We start from the raw sequence: 20,259 nt of genomic DNA, 5'->3' as shown, positions 1-20,259 counted from the left end.
CATAGGTTGGATCTTAAGGAATAAAACTTGAAAACATGCTCTGAATTTGATCTGATAGTAATCGCCAAACCACTATCTATCCCAAAAGCAGAGCATGAATAAATATAATACTGAGTTAAACAAAATAACGAAAGTGCTTAACGATTTTAATATTAACGAAATAGGTAAAACAAGCCGTTTTTGTAGCCGTAAACGAATAATAAAACCTTTCGAATTAGTCATGTCGTTAATAACGGCTCTAGGCGATAAATCGGTAAACACCGTGACAGATTTACATCGTTATTTTGTGAAGTTGACGGAAACTGATGTTCAATATAAACCGTTTCACAATCAACTGAGTAAGCCTGAATTCAGCCAATTGATGAAATCACTGGTCGATGTGGCGTTAAATGAATGGCAGCAACAAATACTCGGCACAGAAGTCACACTGTCAGATTTCAAACGCATCATATTGCAAGACGGAAGTTCGTTCGCAGTGCACGATAGTTTAAAAGATACCTTTAAAGGTCGCTTTACTAAAATAAGTCCTGCGGCAATAGAGGTTCATGTGAGTTGGGATGTGCTTCAAGGTTATCCCGAAGAAATCTCAGTGAGTCCTGATAGCCAAGCTGAATATGATTTTTTACCTGATGCTAAATCGTTAGTCGACACCTTGTTTTTAGCGGATAGAGGTTATTTTAAGTTATCGTATCTTGAATCAATTGATACAGCAGGAGGCTTTTATGTTGTCAGGGCTAAAACCACGGTTAATCCAACCGTAGTAGCTGCTTTTAATCGTCACGGTAACGCGTTAAAACGGTTTTCACAGAAGAAGCAAAAGGACGTTAAAAAGCATATTCGTCGTAGTGTTATTGTCGATATGGATGTGGAAGGTAAAACTAATTATCGATTGATTGCGAGCTGGCCTAGAGGAAAAAGTGAGCCTACTTATTGGGCAACGAACTTAAATCGAGAAAAATTTAGCGCTGAAGCGGTAATAAAGCTCTACAGTCTCAGGTGGCAAATAGAGTTACTGTTTAAAGAATGGAAGTCTTATTGCAACCTGCAAAAATTTAACACCAGAAAAGCGAGCATGATGGAAGGCTTGGTGTGGGCAAGTTTATTGACGTTGTTAGTAAAGAGGCGAATAGGCATGAGTGTTCAACAACTTGCCGGTATTGAGCTATCAACATTTATGGTAGCAAAAAACACCCAAGGTTGGTTTTATCAATTAATGGAGTCGATAACACAAGGCGTGATATCGACACTGAATAAAGCATGGCAAAAAACTATCAGTTTTTTGTCAAAATATGCACGAAGAGCGAACCCAAAAAGAGATAAAGAAAAAGGACGATTAAAATGCGGCCTGAATCCAATTATCTCTTAATGTCTAACCTATGAATAGGGGTTAGTTACTTAGATGAATACCGTGAAGTAGTTTATTTTGATAAAGAAACTGCAGAGATGATGGCATCATTAGAGAGTGCCTTCAAAAATAAAGTGGTTAGTGTGGTAAGCCGATCAGAAGATGAAGTGCTTAATATTGTATATGTTGGCAGTGACACTGACCCTGGGCATTATTACTTATTTGATAAGGTAAAAAATACATTAAAGTCTTTAGTTTCACCAATGGATTGGCTTGATAAGAGTCAACTATCTCCAATGAAACCAATTAGGTTTACTAGTCGCGATGGTTTGACACTTCGTGGTTATTTAACAATTCCAAAAGGTAGTAAGGGTAAAAAGTTACCTTTAATAGTTAATCCTCATGGAGGACCTTATGGTATTCGAGACACTTGGGGCTATAACCCTGAAACACAGTTTTTTGCTAGCCGTGGTTATGCAACTGTACAGGTAAACTTTCGGGGGTCTGGTGGATATGGTCGAAAATTTCAGCAAGCAGGATATGGTGGTAAGTGGGGCGCTGAAATGCAAAACGATTTAACCGATACTGTTAAGTATTTAGTAAGTGAAGGTATTGCAGACCCTAAAAAAGTATGTATTTATGGATCAAGCTACGGTGGTTATGCAACGATGGCTGGTCTTACTTTTACACCTGAACTTTACAAGTGTGGTATTAATTATGTTGGTATTACGGATGTTAGCTTGTTATTTGATTCTCTCCCAAAACATTGGGAACCACAAAGAGAGACATTGAAAAAGCAGATTGGCGATCCTAATGATAAAGCGCTAATGAAAAAAATGTCACCGCTTTATCATGTAGATAAAATAGTAGCTCCTTTGATGATAGTTCAAGGTGCTAAAGATCCACGAGTTGTAAAAAAGCATGCAATAAATTTAAGAGACGCATTAGAAGAACGTGGTATCACACTATCTGATGATGAGTGGATTATGAAAGAGAATGAAGGGCACGGATTTCAAAAAGAAGAGAATAAGATAGAACTGTATACTAAAATAGAAAGGTTTCTAGCCAAGCACCTCCAATAGCTTATTTATTGTATTGTAAATATATCTATATATTTTAAGCCGTTCAGCCCTCCTGTTCGGCTTTTTGTCACAAAAAATATTTTTTGTTACTTGGAAGTCAATATAAAAGTAAAAAATATTTTTTTAAATAACGTTTGTTAAATTACCATTTAATTCATTTTAATCAATGGCTTGAATTTAAACTGAATTATTTTACCAGCCATTGCATTGTTAATTTAGTAAATAAAAACACCTTTAAGTTAATGATATGTTGACCTTTGTGCTACTTAGTGACTAAAATAATTTACGATTAATACATAAAACGCCTTTGCACGGTTTGTATTAGTTAAATAATTATAATTAAGAACTATATATCTCAAGGGAAAATCGAATGATAAATAATAAAGTTTCGAAGGCAGTTCGCTTAGCGATCGCTTTTGGCGCAGTATCAACAGCTGCATTTTCTTCAAGTTCAATTGCTGCAGAAGACGGTCTTGAAAAAGTAGAAAGAATTCAGGTTACAGGTTCTCGTATTAAAAGAACCGACCTAGAAACATCTAGCCCAGTAACAGTAATGACTGCAGAAGAAATTAAATTAAGTGGTTTTACACGTGTTGAAGATGTACTAAACCAACTTCCACAAATTGAAGCTGCACAAAGCTCTTTCTTAGCAAATGGCGCAACAGGTACTGCAACTGTTGATTTACGCGGTTTAGGCTCAAACAGAACTTTAGTGTTAATAAACGGTCGTAGAATGCAAGCGGGTAGTATTACTTCGCAGGTTGCAGATATTAACCAAATTCCAGCATCTTTAATCAAGCGTGTAGATGTATTAACTGGTGGTGCAGCAGCAGTTTACGGTGCTGATGCCGTAGCTGGTGTAGTTAACTTTGTTATGGATGATGAGTTTGATGGTATTTCATTAAATGTAGGTAGCTCAGGCTATCAACACAACAATGATAATAAATACATCCAAGGGCTAATGGATGATGAAGACTTCGACTACGATACTGGTAACACTGGTATTGATGGTAAAGCTTATAGCATCGACTTTACTATTGGTGGTGGATTTGACGGCGGTAAAGGTCATGCGGTAGGTTATGTTACTTACAACCGTCAAAATGAGTTAGTACAAGGTACTCGTGACTATTCATCATGTGCTTTATCTGATGATGGCAAATCATGTGGTGGCTCTGCTACAGCACCAAATCCAAATTTTGATATTTACCCAGTTGTAGATGGCGTAGTTGATTACGGACAGAACTTTTTTGGTAACTTAAATCCAAATGGTCAGGGTTTTCTTGAGGATGATGGTACCCGTTACAACTTTGCTCCAGTAAACCATTTTTTACGCCCGAATGAGCGTTTTACGTTTGGTACATTTATTGATTATGAAATAAATGAGCACTTTAGACCATACTTAGAATTTTCATTCATGCACAACAGAACAGCAGGTCAAATAGCTGAGTCTGGTACTTTCTTCAATGAAGAAATTTTGTTTGATTACAACAACCCTTTACTATCTGATATTCAAAAACAACAGCTTCAAACTTTATTTAACCAAAACGGCGATGATCAATTTGTTGCCTATATTGGTAAACGTAATGTTGAAGGCGGTCCACGAGAAGATAACCTAGAGCACACGTCATACCGCATTTTAACGGGTATGGAAGGTGAAATTAACGATAGCTGGTCTTATGATGTTAGCTATAACTACTCTGCAACAACGTCAAGTTCAGTTTATAAAAATGACTTATTAGCCCCAAAAATTGCTCCGCGCGTGGGTGCTGTAGGCACTGAATGTGACGAAGCAGATGATTGTTTATTATATAACGTGTTTGAATTAGATGGTGTAACAGCTGAGCAAGCTGCACAGTTAGCTGGTGTTGGTATACAAACAGGCTTAGTGACTCAAATTATCTACAGTGGTTATGTATCGGGTGAGTTTGATTGGACTTTACCAACAGCGTCAACACCTATAGCTGCTGTATTTGGTTTTGAGCGTCGTGAGCAAGATTACGAACGTATTTCAGATACTGTATACGAAGAAGGTCAACTGTTAGGTCAAGGTGGTCCATCACCAAGCCTTGAAGGGTCTATTGACGTAAATGAGCTTTACGCTGAATTACAAGTTCCAGTACTTGATGAACTAAATATATCTGCTGCTGCTCGTTGGTCAGATTATTCAACAACTGGTTCAGATACAACATACTCAATTGGTACTGATTACACGTTAGCTGATGCATATAAATTGAGAGCAAGTTATGCAAAAGTAGTGCGTGCACCAAATATTGGTGAATTATTCTCTGCGCAAAGTATTAGTTTGTGGAGTGGTGTTGATTCTTGTGCTGGTGATACGCCAGTATTATCACAAAGCCAGTGTGCTAATACAGGTGTAAGTGCTTCACAGTATGGGAATATAGGTGCATCTCCAGCTAGCCAATATAATCAATTTGCAGGTGGTAATCCGGACCTTGAGCCAGAAGAAGGCGATACAATTACAATTGGTTTAGTTGCCAACCCTTTCGATAACTTTAATTTCTCAATTGATTATTTTAAAATTGAAATTGAAAAAGTAGTTGGCACTATAGGCGCAGAACGTATTGTTGATAACTGTGCTAAAACAGGCGACGCATTCTTCTGTGACAGTGTTTCTCGTAGCCCATCTGGTAGTTTATGGTTAGGGCAATCTGGTTTTGTTACAAATTTGAGTGACAACATTGGCGCACAAACATGGGAAGGCGTTGACTTAACAGCGGGTTACAAAATGGACCTAGAGCAAGGTGCATTAAACTTTGATATTAATGGTTTCTACAGTATTCAAAAAGAAGTTGAGCCAATTTTAGGTGATGCTGATTTAGCTTACGACTGTGCTGGTGTAGTTAGTACAGACTGTTTTGCTTCTCCAAAATGGCGTCACACAGCTAATGTAAATTACCTACGTGATGATTGGCGTGTTGGTGTTAAATGGCGCTATTACGGAACTGTAGATTATGAAGGTTCTACAGATTCATTATTAATTGAAGATGGCGGCATTGAAGCATATAGCTTTATTGATGTTTCTGGTAGCTATTCATATAACGAGCATTTAACCTTTACTGGTGGTATGAATAATATCTTTGATAAAGAGCCACCATTAGTTGGTGGTACAGTATCTTCAAATGCAAATACGATTGCAGGTTTTTATGACTCGTTAGGTCGTTTTGTTCATGCAAGCTTCAATCTGAAGTTCTAATCTGCTTAAATAGCTGAACTATTAAAAGCCCATTTTTATGGGCTTTTTAATGCATATAATTTAATAAAAAAGCATATAACAGCAATAAAGTAATATTGATCTCTGGGGGGGAATTTGTTTTATCTAAGTAGATTTAATTTCGATACTAGATTTTTAAGCTAATGGATTTTGTAATTACTCGTGTGTTATTTAATTAAACCCTCTCTCCTCCATATAGGTCAGATAAAAACTGAGTCAAGTTTTTGTTTACTGCTCATGCCTATTGTTTATATTTCTATCAGGCAATAAATAGTCAATTATTCCTAGAAGGATAATTTTGCAGTGCGCATTTGGTACTTATGCGTGTTTATGTCTATTTGTAAGAAAGAGCCACAATTCATCAAAACCAATACATGTACAAATTAACCTTAGGATATATACATGTTCCAGGCTGACATATTAAAAAATAAATAACGGATGAATGCGCTTAAATACTTGTAGAGCAATCGCTTAACTGTTCGATAAAAAATTGATTGAGAATGAATAAAGCTTTATGTTTTAGTCAATTTTTTTATTTACGTATACGCATATAAATCTCAGGCTAAAGCCTGACGTAAAGTTGGTGATTAAGTCAGTTTAATATGTGTGTATCACTATAGTGATTTATTTTAATACAACATAATCTTTCGGCTAATCATTTAAAATATAATGTCGTAGAAAAATCAATCTATTATGGTAGTTACTTTTATCATCGACTTTCATTTCTGATTAAATATTGCACTACCTCTAAGTTTTATCTAATACTTAAGTTCTTGTTTTTAGGGTTGAATGATCATTAACGCTCCGATAATGGTAAAAATAAATAGTTGGGCTTATACTTAGCTTGAAATTTAAAAGCAAACACTAACAAGCAAGAGAGATATAAATGAAAGAAGTCCGATCTTTTATTAAAACAGCATCATTAACAGATCTTGAAAAAGCGCAACAGCTTATCAATGATGCAATTTCAAAATATACCCAGCAGCAAAAAGCGAAACAGGAAGTTTTGGATCTTTTAAAAGAAAAAGGACTTACGTTAGAGGATTTACAAGATGGATCATCTGATAAACGCACAAAAGTTAAGCCAAAGTACCGTATGGAACTTGATGGTGAAACTATTGAATGGACTGGTCGAGGCCGTCGTCCTAAAGCGTTTGAAGGTGTCGAACTTGAAAAGTTTTTAGCCTAAAGTTAAAGATAAGAGAAACTTCGGTTTCTCTTTTTTGTTTACCTCTCAATTTAAAAAATTAAAGTTTAAATTTCATGGCAGTTCTTTGCTAAAATCACCTCATTAAAATCCAATTGTTTCCCCATGAGCTATAAACTAAGACCTTACCAGCAAGAAGCGGTAGAACGCACCGTTTTACATTTTAGAAAAACGAATGATCCCGCAGTTATTGTTCTTCCCACTGGTGCTGGAAAGAGTTTAGTTATTGCCGAACTTGCGCGAATTGCTAAGCAAAAAATATTAGTACTTGCTCACGTTAAAGAGTTAGTTGAGCAAAATGCCCAAAAATATAAAAGTTTTAATTTAGAGGCGAGTATATTTTCGGCAGGCTTGAAAGAAAAGTCACTTTCTCATCAAGTAACGTTTGCGAGCGTACAGTCTTTGTCTCGCAATTTAGACAAGCTGAATGAGCACTATTCTTTACTTATTATTGATGAATGCCACAGAGTTAATGGCGATAAAAAAAGCCAATACGGTAAAGTGATAAATGCTTTAAAGGAACACAATCCTAAACTAAAAGTGTTGGGTTTAACGGCAACGCCTTTTCGCCTCGGTATGGGTTGGATTTACCATCATCATTATCACGGCTTTGTACGTGGAAATAGCGAGAGTCCTTTTAAAAGCTGTATTTTTGAGTTGCCTTTAAGATACATGATTAAAAACAACTACCTTACACCTCCTAATGAAATTGATGCAGCAATTAGCCATTATGACTTTTCTGCATTGAGCGCTAATGCTTTTGGGCAATATAGTAGTGAGGATATGAACGCGCTGTTAAAAAGCAGTACTCGTGCAACAAAGGCTATTTTAGAACAAGTACTTGAATACAGCGAAACCCGTGAAGGTGTTATGGTTTTTGCTGCAACAGTTATGCACGCGAGAGAAATATTAAGTTACTTACCTGAAGCACAGAGCGCACTTATTACAGGTGATACACCTAACAACGAGCGTGACAAAATTATTAATCAGTTTAAAGCTAAGCAACTAAAATATTTAGTAAATATATCAGTATTAACGACTGGTTTTGATGCGCCTCACGTCGATTTTATCGCTATTTTACGACCGACAGAATCAGTAAGCTTATATCAGCAAATTGTTGGGCGTGGACTTAGGTTATCTGAATCCAAAAAGGATTGCTTAGTAATTGACTATGCAGGTAATGGCTTTGATTTATTCTATCCTGAAGTGGGTGATAAAAAAGGGGATAGTGATAATGATCCTGTACAAGTACTTTGCCCTGGATGTGGCTTTGCTAATATTTTTTGGGGAAAAACTGACTCTGCAGGTAAAGTAATCGAACACTTTGGTAGGCGTTGTAAAGGATTATTAGAGGACGATGATGGACTTAAAGCGCAGTGCGATTACCGCTTTAGATTTAAAGAGTGTGAGGAGTGTGGTGCTCAAAACGATATTGCAGCACGAAAGTGTCATGATTGTGGCGCTATAATGGCAGACCCAGATGATAAGCTAAGAAACGCACTTAATTTAAAAGATGCGTTAGTACTAAGGTGCAGTGGTCTTAGTGTTACTCTTCTAAAAGATGAAATGATTAAAATAACGTATTTTGATGAAGATGGTACAAGTTGTGATGAAGTTTATAATATGGGAAATAAAGGTGCGCAATACATTTTTAATAAACAATTCGGTAAGCGGGTAGGTCACGGGCAAACGCCAAAAGACTTTAACTCGGCACAGCAAGTTATTGATGCACAATTTGATTTGGTTTCACCTGATTTTGTTATTGCTCGTAAAAGTAAAAAATATGGCTGGAAAGTAGCAGATAAGCTATTTGACTATAAAGGGAGTTTTAGAAAGGCAAACCAGTTAAGCCGCTAAGCTTAACTGGTAGAGTCTTCAATGGATGATTAAGCTTCTTCACCATCCATTAAGCCCCAACCATCGCCATAACCATTAAGGCTATTGGCTATGCTTTCAATATATTGCTCTGCTTGACCAAGTAAAGTGTGATCGGGCACCATTTGTACTTGTGCAATAACTTCCCAAACTCCAGTATCTTTACATTTTTCAAGCTTTGCATTTTGTACTAAAGCATCAGATACTATTTCTTTTGAAAACTTTTCAGCATCAACTTCTTTTTCAAATAAAATATAAAAATCTACTTGATGCATTTTACTTAAATCAATACCTTCGGCTGCTATTTCGGCTAAAAGTTGACCATTATCATCATTTGGGAATTGCATTTAAAAACTCACTAAAATTATTTTGTACTTGTTGTTGCCATTGTAACTAAAATAAATGCTTTACGCGTACTAATTTTAACACTTGAGTTAATGCCACGCTCATTATGGCTATGATATTATACTTAATGATAATCAATAAAATTTAAGAATATAAAGTAAGGATATTTACTTGTTCAATTCGTTTTTACGTTGCGTGTGTGTTTTAAGCCTTTTTTTAAGTACGCAATCCTTTGCATCCGAAAAGGTCATTGAAGATTACGAGATCAAAGGGTTAAATGGCGATCTTGAAAATAATGTTGCTCTTTATTTAAAGCAACTCATAGGCGAAAAACCAACACGTACACTTCGTCGTTATGCTAAAACACAAGTTGAAAACAGCATAAAAGCGCTTGGCTATTACAGCCCAGTAGTTGAGGTTGATTTTGATAAAGACGACAGTGATTTAATTGTTAAAGTAGAGCGTGGACCAGCAACTCGAATTGAATTAATCAATATTACCGTAAAGGGTGAAGGTAAAGAGGATGAACAACTTCAATCACTTATAAAAAATACTAGCTTAAAGCAAGGTGATGTATTAAACCATGGTAAATACGATACGGCTCACAAAAAAATAGAGTCTATGTTGTTAGAACTTGGCTATTTTGATGCAAAATGGCCTGCTCGAAAGCTAGAAATTTCGATTCAAAAAAATAGCGCTGTTATTACATTTGTTATTGATACCGGGATTCGTTATCAATTTGGTAATATTGAAATTGCGAGTAATACACCTGCCGAAAAGTATATTCGCTCTATTGCACCTTTTACTCAAGGGCAGCCTTATAAATCAACATTTATAGCAGACTACAACCTTGATTTATCAAGCACTCCTTACTTTGCCAGTGTGCGTGTTTATGCCGACATTGCTGCACGTAAAAATAAGCAGGTTCCAATTAAAGTCGATGTATTACCCAAGCCTGCAAATAGTTACGAGGTTGGTGGCGGTTTTAGCACCGATTTAGGTCCAAAAATACGTTTTAAGTGGTCTAAACCGTGGATCACCGAAGATGGACATTATCTTGAAACAAATTTAAATGTGTCGCAAAAGCAGCAAGATATTTCTATGGCTTATACCGTCCCGGTTGACGATCCTAATGATGACTTATGGCGTTTTTCGGTAGGTTATAAATTAGAAGATGAACTTACAAATGACACTTACAGTGAAATATTAACCGGGCAAGTTCAGCGCCAATGGTTAACTGAAAATAAATGGGTTCGTACTGCATTTTTACGCCGAGACCAAGAAACCTATCGTATAGGTGATGAAGAAGAAGAGAGTACTGAGATGTTAATGCCCGGCATTAGCTACGCGCGTAAAAAATCAAAAGGTGGAACAACGCCATATTGGGGTGAGCAATGGCTTATATCTGCTGAGTTTGGTTTAGATGATGTGCTCTCCAGTACTAATTTAATAAGAGTGCAATTACAACATGCTTGGTTAAGAACATATTTAGACCGCCATTTAGTGTTTTTGAAAGCTAATGTAGGAGCGATGCTTGTTGATGATATAGATAACGTACCATATTCATTGCGTTTTTATGCTGGTGGTGACCAAAGTGTACGTGGTTTTGCGTATCAGTCTATTTCACCTGAAAATGAAGATGGCGAATTGATTGGTGGTAAGTATTTACTATCAGGCACAATGGAATATAACTACCAGTTTTCCCAAAATTGGAGAGCTGCTTTGTTTGTTGATGGTGGTACAGCAACAAATGACTTTTCGGACCAGTTTGAAGTGGGCGCAGGTTTTGGTTTTCGTTATTTAACACCGGTTGGCCCTGTCAGAATTGATCATGCTTGGGGCTTGACTAAAGAAAGTAAAAGTACTCGTTTAAGTATTACTATAGGGCCTGAAATTTAATGTCAGTATTTAAAAAAATAACAGCGGTTGTTAGTGCCTTATTAGTGACCCTTTTGGTAACACTATTTTGTTTATTATTCACCTCACCTGGTAACCAATTTATTGCTTATAGCGCCAATAAAGCGGTCGATGGTTTAAGCATTGATATTAAAAATGGACGTTTTTTGTATAACGATGCATTTAATGTACGTTTTAATAGTAATGGGCTTGATTTTAATGCTCAACAGCTAAAACTAGATTTATTTTGGTGGCAGTGTGATGGTATATGCATTGACAACTTAAGTGCTAAATCAATAAAACTTACATTACCTCCTTCAGCACCAAGTGAAGAAGAGGCACCAACTGAGCCTCTTGAAAAAATTACTTTACCGTTCAATATTTCACTAAAAAATATTTCTGTGGGGGAGTTTGCTTTAAACCACCCTAGTGCGGATGTAATCGTTAATAACTTTAAGCTATCAGCAAAAGCAGAGGGCTCTGACTTTACAATTAAAAGCTTAACTATTCCAAATGTTGTTGTTGCATTAAAAGAGCAAGCAACACCACAAAAAGTACAAACAAAGCAAATTGCTTCAGCACCTATTACAGAGTTACCGGCATTACCTAATATAGAATTTACCTCGCCGCTTAATATATATGTTGAACAATTTGATATTACTAAAGTGACACTTAATCAAGGTGAGCAGCAACACAATATTGAGAATATTGCACTGCAACTTAGTGTAGAGGATGCAAATATTAACGTGCAGTCTTTATCTGCTAAGTATGAGCAATGGAGTTTAAATACCGAGCTTGATACCCAGCTTGCTGGCAATATGCCAATTAAAGGGCATATTATTGTAAAAAGCGATGAAAACAGCGCTAACCTTCTTTTAAAAGGCGATTTATCAAATCTTAATATTGATTTAGATACTACCGGTCAGTTTCCTTTAAGCCTTTCGGCAACGGCAAACCTTAAACAAAAAAATTATCCTTTTAGTTTAAACGGTAAAATTAACCAATGGCTTATTGATGCACAAAGTAATGAATTAAAAGTGCGCAACGTAAATTTAAGTGCTCAGGGAAATGCCGACGACTATCAATTAAGTGTAACGGGGAATAGTCAATTAGGTGCCTATCCAGCAGTTGATTTAAATACTCAACTCAATGGCTCGCTTACCAATGCAACGCTCAAAACACTTTCAATAAAAGCTAACGATAGTAGTGCAAACATACAAGCAAAAGTTGATTGGCAAAATGGTATTAAAGCTGACTTTACAGGCGCTTTATCTCACTTAAAAGCTCAGTACTTAACAGATGCTGTAACAAGTGATATTTCAGGGCAGTTTAAAGGTGCATTTAATACTAAAGCCGACACTTGGCAGCTGCAAATGAACAATACCAAATTAACAGGTTTACTTAATGATATACCGCTAGAGTTTGCGTCAAACTTTAAGTTAGACAACACTTTAAAAGCAAATATTGATAGTCTCTATTTAAGTAGTGGTGCCAATAAACTAGCGCTTAGTGGTCAAGTTGGTAATAAGTGGGAAGTAGATGGTGTTGTTTCTTTAAAAAGCGATGAGCAAGCCAATATGCCATTTATTGCCAATGGTAAGGCTGATTTAAAAGTACGAGGTGAAAGGCTTACTCCGTCAGTTGATTTAGCGTTAATGCTAGATAATTTTATTTTTAACGAAATACAAGTTAATAAGCTATCGGTAAAAGGGCAGCTAGATACCGCAACTGACTGGCAAACAAACTTAAGCATTAATGTGGACTCAGCGCTTGTTGCTGATCAACAAATTAATAATATTAAAATTGATGCCAGCGGTGATAAAACGGACCATCAACTTACGGCTTCTGTTGATGCTGAACAAGGTGCGCTAGAGCTTGAAGTGAATGGTAAGCTTAATAACACTATTTGGGACGGCGAGCTAAGTAATATAACGCTTACAGATAAAAAACTAAGCTTTAGTAATACAAAAAAAATAGCCGTAATGTTTGATTCACAAAGTGGAGACTTTGATGTTAGCGCACACTGCTGGCAGTCAAATCAAAGTAAGTTGTGCATCGATACGTTGTCACAAACAAAAGCGCTGGGGCAATTTAACGCGACACTTAGTAACTTATCGTTAGATGAGCTTAAGCATTTATTGCCGCAGAACATACGAACTCAAGGAAATTTAAAAGGTGATTTTGCTGTTAATTGGCAATCTGGTGCACTTAAAACATTCCGAGCTAATCTAAATTCTAATGAGTTAACAGCGGTACTTACCTCAGAAGAAGACAAATTTAAATTACCTATAGAAACACTTAATATAAGTGCATTTTCAGACTCGCAGGTTGGCAAACTTGAAGCTAATTTAGAGTCGAGTGTACTGGGTAAAATAAATACGCAAATTAATATAGATGATATACAAAATACCCAAGGACTTGATGGCAGTATTAACATTGATAAAATTTTACTCTCAGATCTACAACCTTTTCTTGAAACTTTAGAACAGTTAAAAGGCGATATAAGCGGTAAAGTAGCATTAGCTGGGACGTTAAAAGATCCGTTATTAAACGGAGAACTCAATATTAGCGATATTAATTTAGAAGGCGAACAGTTACCTATCGCGCTACAAAAATCTAATATAAGCGTATTGTTTGATAAAACAAAAGCCACAATTAAAGGCAACTTAAATGACAACCAAGGCGGTAAAATAAACCTAACCGGAGATGTTGATTGGCAAGGCGAGCAGCCAGCTGTAAATGTCGTGGTATTAGGCGATAAGTTTTTTGTTCGTGCGCAGCAGGGCGTTACATTTAAAGTATCGCCTGATCTAAAAATTGGCTTGGCTAATAATGCATTAAAGCTAGTTGGTGAAGTGGTTGTACCTTATGGTCGTATAATGATTGAAGAGCTACCTGAGGGCGCAGTACAAGTAAGCGACGATGAAATTATTATTGATCAGCAAAGTGAAGCAACCGAAAAAGTCCCTTTTAATTACGATGTTGATTTAAAGGTAATTGTTAAAAATGACGTAAAAGTTGAATCGTTTGGCTTGGAGTCAAAAATTGTGGGTGACTTGGCGATAAAAATGAGCCAAGGCGCTCCTATCATAGCCACTGGTGAGCTTAACCTTATTGATGGCACTTATTTAGCCTTTGGACAAGATTTAATAATTAGGACTGGTCAAGTGGGCTTTAGTGGATCTATTGAGCAGCCATACTTAAATATAAAAGCAATTCGAAATCCAAGCAACACAGCAAACGATGTGGTTGCTGGGGTAACACTTACTGGTAATGTTGAGCAACCCGTACTTAAAGTGTTTTCAGAACCGGCTATGGATCAAGCGCAAGCGCTTGCATATTTACTTAACGGTCAACCTTTAGGTGGTGGCGAAAACTCATCAAGTGATGCAATGTTAACGCAGTTATTACTCTCTCAGGGCGTTAGCCGTAGTGAGGGGGTTGTATCAAAGGTTGGTGAAACGTTTGGCTTATCTGATGTAAGTTTGAGCTCATCAGGCACTGGCGATAGCACTAAGGTTGAAATATCAGGCTACGTAGCACCAAGCTTACAAGTTAAATACAGTGTAGGTGTGTTTGATTCGCTTAGTGAAGTTGCTGTTCGATACCAGTTACTTTCGCAGCTATACATAGAAATAACTAGCGGCCTTTATCAAAACGTTGATGTGCTTTATAAGTTCGATTGGGAATAATTAAAAACTCATAATAACTATAAATAATAAGGAAATTAATTATGAATAAACGCATATTAATAGGGTTGTTGAGCGTGTACTTAAGTGGTTGTAGCTATCAAGGTGCTGGCAATTTAACTGAACCGAAATTGCCAACACTGACTGCAAACGAAGTAATTGCCAATGCCGCAGACGAAGAGTGGCGAGTTGTTAATAGGCAAAATATTTTAAAAATAAGCCTACCAACAGGTGCTGCATATGTTGAACTAAATTCGCAGTTAGCACCTAAACATACAAGTAATATAAAAAAGTTAGCGCGTGAAGGATTTTATAAAAATACCAGCGTATACAGGTTTGTTGAAGGTTTTGTTGCGCAAGGTGGCGATAGTTCAGGGAAAAAGTTAATTAAAACGGCTGAGAAAACACTCCCTGCTGAATTTTATTTAACGACAAATGAGCCACTTTTAATTACAGAGCTTGAGGGCGATGGGTATGCTGCGGTTACAGGGTTTTTAAACGGCTTTGCCGTTGCGCAAAATGCAGTACATACACAAACTTGGCAAGTACACTGTAATGGCGTTTTTGCTATGGCGCGTGATAATGATATAAACAGCGCAAGCACTGAGTTTTTTGTAACAATAGGGCAAGGTCCGCGTTATCTTGATAAAAACATTACAGTATTTGGTCGTGTACTTGAAGGCATGGAGCATTTTAATCGCTTAAAGCGAGTTGCAACAGCTAATGAAGTATTTAACCCTATTGCAGATATACACGTTCTTGCAGATGTTAAAAGCGATAGAAGCACATTTAAAGTACTGAAAACTGATTCATCTACTTTTAAACGTTTAATTACAGCCAGACAAAACCGCAGTGAGCCTTGGTTTATTAAAAAATATAACTATGTTGATGTATGCGGTATGCCAATCCCAACTAAACGTGGTAGTTAACAGCTTTAATGTTTATAACAAAAAAGGAGCCATGGCTCCTTTTTGTATTTGGACTAAACGCTGCTTAAAACTTTATTGTCGATTAATTTTAACCGAAAACGGTGTGTCATTATTATGCGTTGAACGATATGGGTTTATATCTAGCCCACCACGGCGTGTGTAGCGTGCATAGACCTCTAATTCTTTAATATTGAGCTGTGTAGTTAAATCACTATAAATACGCTCTACGCACTGCTCATGGAATTCGTTGTGCGTTCTAAATGAAATTAAATAACGTAATAACGACTCCCTACATACCTGCTCACCAGTATATCTAATAATAATACTTGCCCAATCAGGTTGAGAGGTTATTAAGCAGTTCGATTTAAGTAAATGGCTGTGCAGTGTTTCGCTTACCACCTTATCGTTTTGTGACTTAAGCGAGTTTGCATCAATATGGTAGTTATCAATTTCAATGTCTAAGTCATCAATGCATTCGCCAGGTAGTGAAGTGCAAGGTAAACAATTAAAATCATCAGCGCTATAAAGGGTTACTTTTACAGGGCTATTTACTGCGTTTGATAAGTCATTAATAAGATGTTGTTTTACTACATCACGACTTTCAAAGCGACTTTGATTAAAACTATTTAAATAGAGCTTAAACGATTTTGACTCAATAATATGACTGCTCTGACATTCAAAAATAAATAATGCCACGGCAACTTGTGGTTTACCTTTTGAGTTTAACCAAGAAAGTTCGTAGCCGGTCCAAATATCTTGACCTTTAAAAGGGAGTGCAGCTTCGTCAATATTTAAAGCATCACGATTTAACTTGCGGGCAATAGGGAAAAGCAAGCTGGGTGTGTACTGATCAACATATTCGGTAGATTGGCCTAATACGCTGCCTTTAAGGTCTGGAGAATTGCTGTAATCTGTCATGTTTGCTCTTAAATAGTTACAATGGGCACATTATATCTAATTTTAATGAGTTTCACAGTATGTCTGTAGCATTGCATTTAGCCCAACTTCATAAACAGTTTAGTGAAAAAAGCCTTAAAAACACCTCAAAGTATCCACTTATGATGCATGATGAACAATGGGCAAGCCCATGTGAATTAGGAGAAGTGGACGAGCAAGGCTTTATACAATGGCAAGGTACTTTGCAGCAGCCAGCAAGATCATTAAACGATTTAGCTAACGCATTAGATCTTTCATTCCCGGCTGACCTAAGTACGTTTTATGGGCATATGTACGGCGGCAGTATTTTAGCCACTATTGACGGTCACCAAGTAGAGCTATTACAAGCGTGGAACGAAGAGGACTTTGATTTATTACAGCAAAATATTACTGGTCATGTATTAATGAAACGCAAACTTAAGCAACCAGAAACTGTATTTATTGGTTTAACAGACCAAGATGATTTACTTGTTAGTGTTTTAATACAAACAGGCGAAGTATGTTTAGAACATGTAGGTAAAAAAACGCATCACGTTTTAGCTGCTAATATTGAAGAGTTTATGAAAGCGTTAGTGGTTTAATTTTTATAACTTAGCTTTTTAAAAACCAGTTAAATGTAAATTTAGCATCTAACTGGTTTGTGTGTTTATTGAAAATCCCACGAAATATTTGATACCAAACCACATGGCTCACATCTAAAATCAAACAATCCAAACCATGATTCTGGTAACTTCCAATCACCATTGCAGCTTGGGCATTTTCGTTCAAGTTCAGACTTTTTATCTGCACCGCCTACGCGATATAAGTAATAGTAAACAGGTTTTTTGGTTAAAAAACTAATTCGTTTAGTAATGTCTTTTCCGCGACGATATAAATCACTTTTTATACTCGAAATTTCCTCAAGTGCCGGAAACTCACAACGCGTAGCACCATTAATCTGAATTTGGTCACAGGCTTGCCAATCTTCCTGCCATTTTATTAGCGTTTTATAATCACCATTAGCAATAGCCGGAATATGAAATAACGGCACCGGTAAAAAATCATCTCCACAGTAAAGCGGGCTACAAGTATGAACATAAGTAGTATATAAAATATAACTCGAAGGCTCTTTGCAACAGTCAGCGCCGTTTGAGTGAATATCTTGACCAATAACTTTTACTTTTGGTGCGAGTAACCCTGCGGTATGTAACTTCTCTATACTGTGTTTAACAAAAGGGCTGTTATTAAGCGGGTGCATTGCATCCTCTGTAGGGCACATAACACGAGTAATAAAGTAACCGTCTTTTAATACAGTTGGAAATTCTTCACCCATTATTTGACCGTTAAAACGCAATGCATTAACCAAGCGATTTATTGCTTGTTCGGCTTGTTCTAAAGTGGTGTCTTGGTAGCAATCAAATGTTAAATCAACAACGAACATTTATAGTCTCAAATTATTTTTTTTCTAGCAGGGCAAGTAACTGATCGAGTTTTTGCTCAATTCTATCAAGTTGGTTTGTTTTAGGCCCGGTATTGCCTGCCTGTTGTGGGTTTCTCATAAAGTTATTAATTGAATCAGGGTTATTTTTATATTGGCTCACTGCAGCAATAATCATTGGCATTGGCACTGGTTGTGCCAAACGAGCTTTTGTTAGTGCTACAGTCGGGATTTTGCCTTCATCAAGAAGGGCTTTAATTGCATCAAATACAACTGAATTCATTAGATTTATAACTCTTTAATAAAATAAATACGCAGCTTGTAACAGCAGCGTAGGTGCTATGTTAGCAATAAATAGAGGTGGGTACATTAACTAACGTACCAAATAAACTTATTTAATTTAAACTCGGGTTTAGAGGTTTATTAAGATATTGAACTAAAAAAGTCTTTTCAGTTCAATATCTCCAGAGCAGATTATTTGTTTTGACGAATGCGAACATCTAACTCATCAATTATTTCACTCCAATCACCATCTTGTTCAAGCGATTCGGCTAAAAAGTGTTGTTGAGCTTCATCCCAGAAAGGGGCGTTTTGTAGTAATGTAGTATCTTCAAGTTTATGAGAGGCAATAAATTCATCTATTTGCGATTCAGAGTTAGGTAAACCAAGCTGTGCAAATAGTGTGTTTATGTCGTGTTTTGTCGTGTCCATGATATTGCTCCTTGTAGTGAATGAAAACTAATACTAAAAATAAGGTACTCCTAACTAGTTAAACTCTCGCTGAATTTACGGTTAATTACCTTAAATATTAATTATTTTAGGTATATAGTTAACTTGAGACCAAATTTAAGTAAAGCTTAATTTATGAATAAAAAGTAAGCCTTTAACAACTGTAAGGCGTAGTAATAAGTAATACAAGGATAAAGGAAATACAATGACTGCAATCACACCAATCGATACATTAAGCGTACAATATTTAGCATCAGAGGATATTAGTACGGCTGCAAGTCTAATTTACCAGGCTTATCATGACGATCCTGTATTACAAAATATGCTTAGTTATAGCGAAGATGATAAATCGGTATATGAGAAAAAGTTACGTTCGTTAATTCGAGAAGAACTCAGTAGTTTTTGGCAAGAAAAACAGCCTCTAATTGGTCTATACCGTAATGATAAGTTAAAAGGTGTTGCATGTGTGTTTGAATCTAACAGCCAACTACAAGCACAACGCTATTGGCACTGGCGTTTAAAGCTAATGCTGAGCGCAGGTTATTTGCAAACAAATCAATTGATAGAAAAAGAGCAAACTATTCGTGATGCGTTAAAAGAGCAAGGTAATTATTACTTTTTAGCTTTTATAGCTGTTGATCCACGTTTTCATGGGCAGGGGTTTGGTCGGTATTTATTAAGAGGGCTGGATGATTTGGTTAAATCTAACAAAGAGTCTACAGGTATTGCCGTTTTTGTTACGCGAAAAGAGCACAAAGTACTTTTCAAAACAGAAGGTTTTACATCGTTTAAACAGCTTACTTTTAACCGTGTTGACGGAGAACTGCTGTTTAAATCAACAGTATCGTTAATTGAGTAAAATAAACATTGTGAGCATATGCGCCGGATCGGACATTCGACCGTGAGATATATCTCACATTGTCGTGAGCATTATCAGTAAAAGACCTCCATTAGGAGGTCTTTTTTGCTTTAACTAACTGTTATTAATTAACTATTTAAATTTTGCATATTTGTGACAAATAATTATTTAATGTTAAGTGCTATTACTGAAGCCCATTTGCTTTAAACTTCACTTTGTCAAGACGACATAGCTTAATGATTAAGTTACTGCCAAGGATACGGAATAGGCAACATAGCAGATGCTAGCAAGAAGCAAAAAGGACAAGTTTACACGGATGGCAAGGATGATTGAGGATATGCAGGATGCATAAAGTGGCAGGAGCTACTTAAAGGATTACCATGGATGATGTTGCAGCCGAGTGTTAGTTTACACACGATAGCCAAGATGGCGAGAGGATATGCAGGATGCATAAAGTGGCAGGAGCTACTTAAAGGATTACCATGGATGATGTTACAGGATGTAGCCGAGCGTTAGTTTACGTTTGATAGCCAAGATGGCAATAGGATATGCAGGATGCATAAAGTGGCAGGAGCTACTTAAAGGATTACCACGGATGATGCTGCAGATGCAGCCGAGCGTTAGTTTACGTTTGATAGCCAAGATGGCAATAGGATATGCAGGATGCATAAAGTGGCAGGAGCTACTTAAAGGATTACCACGGATGATGCTGCAGATG

At 36.7% G+C, this 20,259-nt stretch carries 16 protein-coding genes; 10 read left to right on the top strand and 6 right to left on the bottom strand.

What is annotated here, in order from left to right; translation table 11 throughout:
• Positions 1-94: 94 nt before the first annotated feature.
• From L647_RS0120020 to L647_RS0120000, 5 genes are all read left to right on the top strand, one after another.
• Positions 95-1,366: an IS4 family transposase gene (locus L647_RS0120020; protein ID WP_024610808.1), complete on the top strand. Its 1,272-nt coding sequence runs from the start codon at positions 95-97 to the stop codon at positions 1,364-1,366.
• 122 nt (positions 1,367-1,488) lie between these two features.
• Positions 1,489-2,427: a S9 family peptidase gene (locus tag L647_RS0120015; RefSeq protein WP_158001081.1), complete on the top strand. Its 939-nt coding sequence runs from the start codon at positions 1,489-1,491 to the stop codon at positions 2,425-2,427.
• A gap of 370 nt (positions 2,428-2,797) precedes the next feature.
• The gene (locus L647_RS0120010; RefSeq protein ID WP_024612596.1) at positions 2,798-5,641 is read left to right on the top strand and encodes a TonB-dependent receptor; all 2,844 of its coding nucleotides are present in this window, start codon (positions 2,798-2,800) and stop codon (positions 5,639-5,641) included.
• A 904-nt stretch (positions 5,642-6,545) separates the two neighbouring features.
• Positions 6,546-6,848: an H-NS histone family protein gene (locus tag L647_RS0120005; protein WP_024612595.1), complete on the top strand. Its 303-nt coding sequence runs from the start codon at positions 6,546-6,548 to the stop codon at positions 6,846-6,848.
• A gap of 123 nt (positions 6,849-6,971) precedes the next feature.
• Positions 6,972-8,723, top strand: coding sequence for a DEAD/DEAH box helicase (locus L647_RS0120000; RefSeq protein WP_024612594.1), 1,752 nt, complete (start codon positions 6,972-6,974; stop codon positions 8,721-8,723).
• 29 nt (positions 8,724-8,752) lie between these two features.
• Here L647_RS0120000 and L647_RS0119995 read toward each other — a convergent pair whose 3' ends face one another.
• Positions 8,753-9,088, bottom strand: coding sequence for a ribonuclease E inhibitor RraB (locus L647_RS0119995; protein WP_024612593.1), 336 nt, complete (start codon positions 9,086-9,088; stop codon positions 8,753-8,755).
• Positions 9,089-9,257: 169 nt separating this feature from the next.
• On the opposite strand from L647_RS0119995, the gene L647_RS0119990 reads away from it, so the two are divergent.
• The 3 genes from L647_RS0119990 to L647_RS0119980 are packed head-to-tail and all read left to right on the top strand — an operon-like array spanning position 9,258 to position 15,600.
• Positions 9,258-10,985, top strand: coding sequence for an autotransporter assembly complex family protein (locus L647_RS0119990; protein WP_024612592.1), 1,728 nt, complete (start codon positions 9,258-9,260; stop codon positions 10,983-10,985).
• Entirely contained in the window at positions 10,985-14,674 is a 3,690-nt protein-coding gene (locus L647_RS0119985) for a translocation/assembly module TamB domain-containing protein (protein WP_024612591.1), read from the top strand. Before L647_RS0119990 ends, L647_RS0119985 begins: the two co-directional genes overlap by 1 nt.
• Before the next feature lie 41 nt (positions 14,675-14,715).
• Positions 14,716-15,600 (top strand): peptidylprolyl isomerase, encoded by an 885-nt coding sequence (locus tag L647_RS0119980; protein WP_024612590.1) that lies wholly within the window; start codon positions 14,716-14,718, stop codon positions 15,598-15,600.
• A 72-nt stretch (positions 15,601-15,672) separates the two neighbouring features.
• On the opposite strand, the gene queF is transcribed toward L647_RS0119980, so the two are convergent.
• Positions 15,673-16,518, bottom strand: coding sequence for an NADPH-dependent 7-cyano-7-deazaguanine reductase QueF (gene queF, locus L647_RS0119975; RefSeq protein WP_024612589.1), 846 nt, complete (start codon positions 16,516-16,518; stop codon positions 15,673-15,675).
• Positions 16,519-16,577: 59 nt separating this feature from the next.
• Between queF and syd the strand changes: the two genes are divergently transcribed.
• Positions 16,578-17,117 carry a SecY-interacting protein gene (gene syd / locus L647_RS0119970; RefSeq protein ID WP_024612588.1) on the top strand — a complete coding sequence of 180 codons (540 nt, stop codon included), beginning with the start codon at positions 16,578-16,580 and terminating at the stop codon, positions 17,115-17,117.
• Between the two features lie 65 nt (positions 17,118-17,182).
• Here syd and L647_RS0119965 read toward each other — a convergent pair whose 3' ends face one another.
• The 3 genes from L647_RS0119965 to L647_RS0119955 form a co-directional block, all read right to left on the bottom strand.
• On the bottom strand, positions 17,183-17,956 hold the full coding sequence (locus tag L647_RS0119965; protein WP_024612587.1) for a Zn-ribbon-containing protein: 774 nt from the start codon (positions 17,954-17,956) through the stop codon (positions 17,183-17,185).
• A 13-nt stretch (positions 17,957-17,969) separates the two neighbouring features.
• Positions 17,970-18,236 carry a hypothetical protein gene (locus L647_RS0119960; protein WP_024612586.1) on the bottom strand — a complete coding sequence of 89 codons (267 nt, stop codon included), beginning with the start codon at positions 18,234-18,236 and terminating at the stop codon, positions 17,970-17,972.
• Positions 18,237-18,427: 191 nt separating this feature from the next.
• Positions 18,428-18,664, bottom strand: a complete 237-nt coding sequence (locus L647_RS0119955) for a DUF2789 domain-containing protein (protein ID WP_024612585.1) — start codon at positions 18,662-18,664, stop codon at positions 18,428-18,430.
• A 223-nt stretch (positions 18,665-18,887) separates the two neighbouring features.
• Between L647_RS0119955 and L647_RS0119950 the strand changes: the two genes are divergently transcribed.
• A complete protein-coding gene (locus L647_RS0119950) occupies positions 18,888-19,541 on the top strand; it encodes a GNAT family N-acetyltransferase (RefSeq protein ID WP_024612584.1) in 654 nt (217 codons plus the stop codon).
• 492 nt (positions 19,542-20,033) lie between these two features.
• On the opposite strand, the gene L647_RS1000000126280 is transcribed toward L647_RS0119950, so the two are convergent.
• Positions 20,034-20,259: hypothetical protein (locus L647_RS1000000126280; protein ID WP_216712743.1), on the bottom strand; the 226-nt coding region annotated here is incomplete at its 5' end.

This window comes from Pseudoalteromonas sp. TB64 (assembly GCF_000498095.1).
In the GTDB taxonomy this organism is placed as follows: domain Bacteria; phylum Pseudomonadota; class Gammaproteobacteria; order Enterobacterales; family Alteromonadaceae; genus Pseudoalteromonas.
This window is presented reverse-complemented; position numbering and strand designations above follow the sequence as displayed.

Bases quoted from the DNA above. Each gene is read 5' to 3' on its own strand.
- L647_RS0119995 (WP_024612593.1), bottom strand. From the start codon at position 9,088: ATGCAATTCCCAAATGATGATAATGGTCAACTTTTAGCCGAAATAGCA.
- L647_RS0119965 (WP_024612587.1), bottom strand. From the start codon at position 17,956: ATGTTCGTTGTTGATTTAACATTTGATTGCTACCAAGACACCACTTTA.
- L647_RS0120020 (WP_024610808.1), top strand. From the start codon at position 95: ATGAATAAATATAATACTGAGTTAAACAAAATAACGAAAGTGCTTAAC.
- L647_RS0119980 (WP_024612590.1), top strand. From the start codon at position 14,716: ATGAATAAACGCATATTAATAGGGTTGTTGAGCGTGTACTTAAGTGGT.
- syd (WP_024612588.1), top strand. From the start codon at position 16,578: ATGTCTGTAGCATTGCATTTAGCCCAACTTCATAAACAGTTTAGTGAA.
- L647_RS0120010 (WP_024612596.1), top strand. From the start codon at position 2,798: ATGATAAATAATAAAGTTTCGAAGGCAGTTCGCTTAGCGATCGCTTTT.
- L647_RS0120005 (WP_024612595.1), top strand. From the start codon at position 6,546: ATGAAAGAAGTCCGATCTTTTATTAAAACAGCATCATTAACAGATCTT.
- L647_RS0120000 (WP_024612594.1), top strand. From the start codon at position 6,972: ATGAGCTATAAACTAAGACCTTACCAGCAAGAAGCGGTAGAACGCACC.
- queF (WP_024612589.1), bottom strand. From the start codon at position 16,518: ATGACAGATTACAGCAATTCTCCAGACCTTAAAGGCAGCGTATTAGGC.
- L647_RS0119950 (WP_024612584.1), top strand. From the start codon at position 18,888: ATGACTGCAATCACACCAATCGATACATTAAGCGTACAATATTTAGCA.
- L647_RS0119985 (WP_024612591.1), top strand. From the start codon at position 10,985: ATGTCAGTATTTAAAAAAATAACAGCGGTTGTTAGTGCCTTATTAGTG.
- L647_RS0119960 (WP_024612586.1), bottom strand. From the start codon at position 18,236: ATGAATTCAGTTGTATTTGATGCAATTAAAGCCCTTCTTGATGAAGGC.
- L647_RS0119955 (WP_024612585.1), bottom strand. From the start codon at position 18,664: ATGGACACGACAAAACACGACATAAACACACTATTTGCACAGCTTGGT.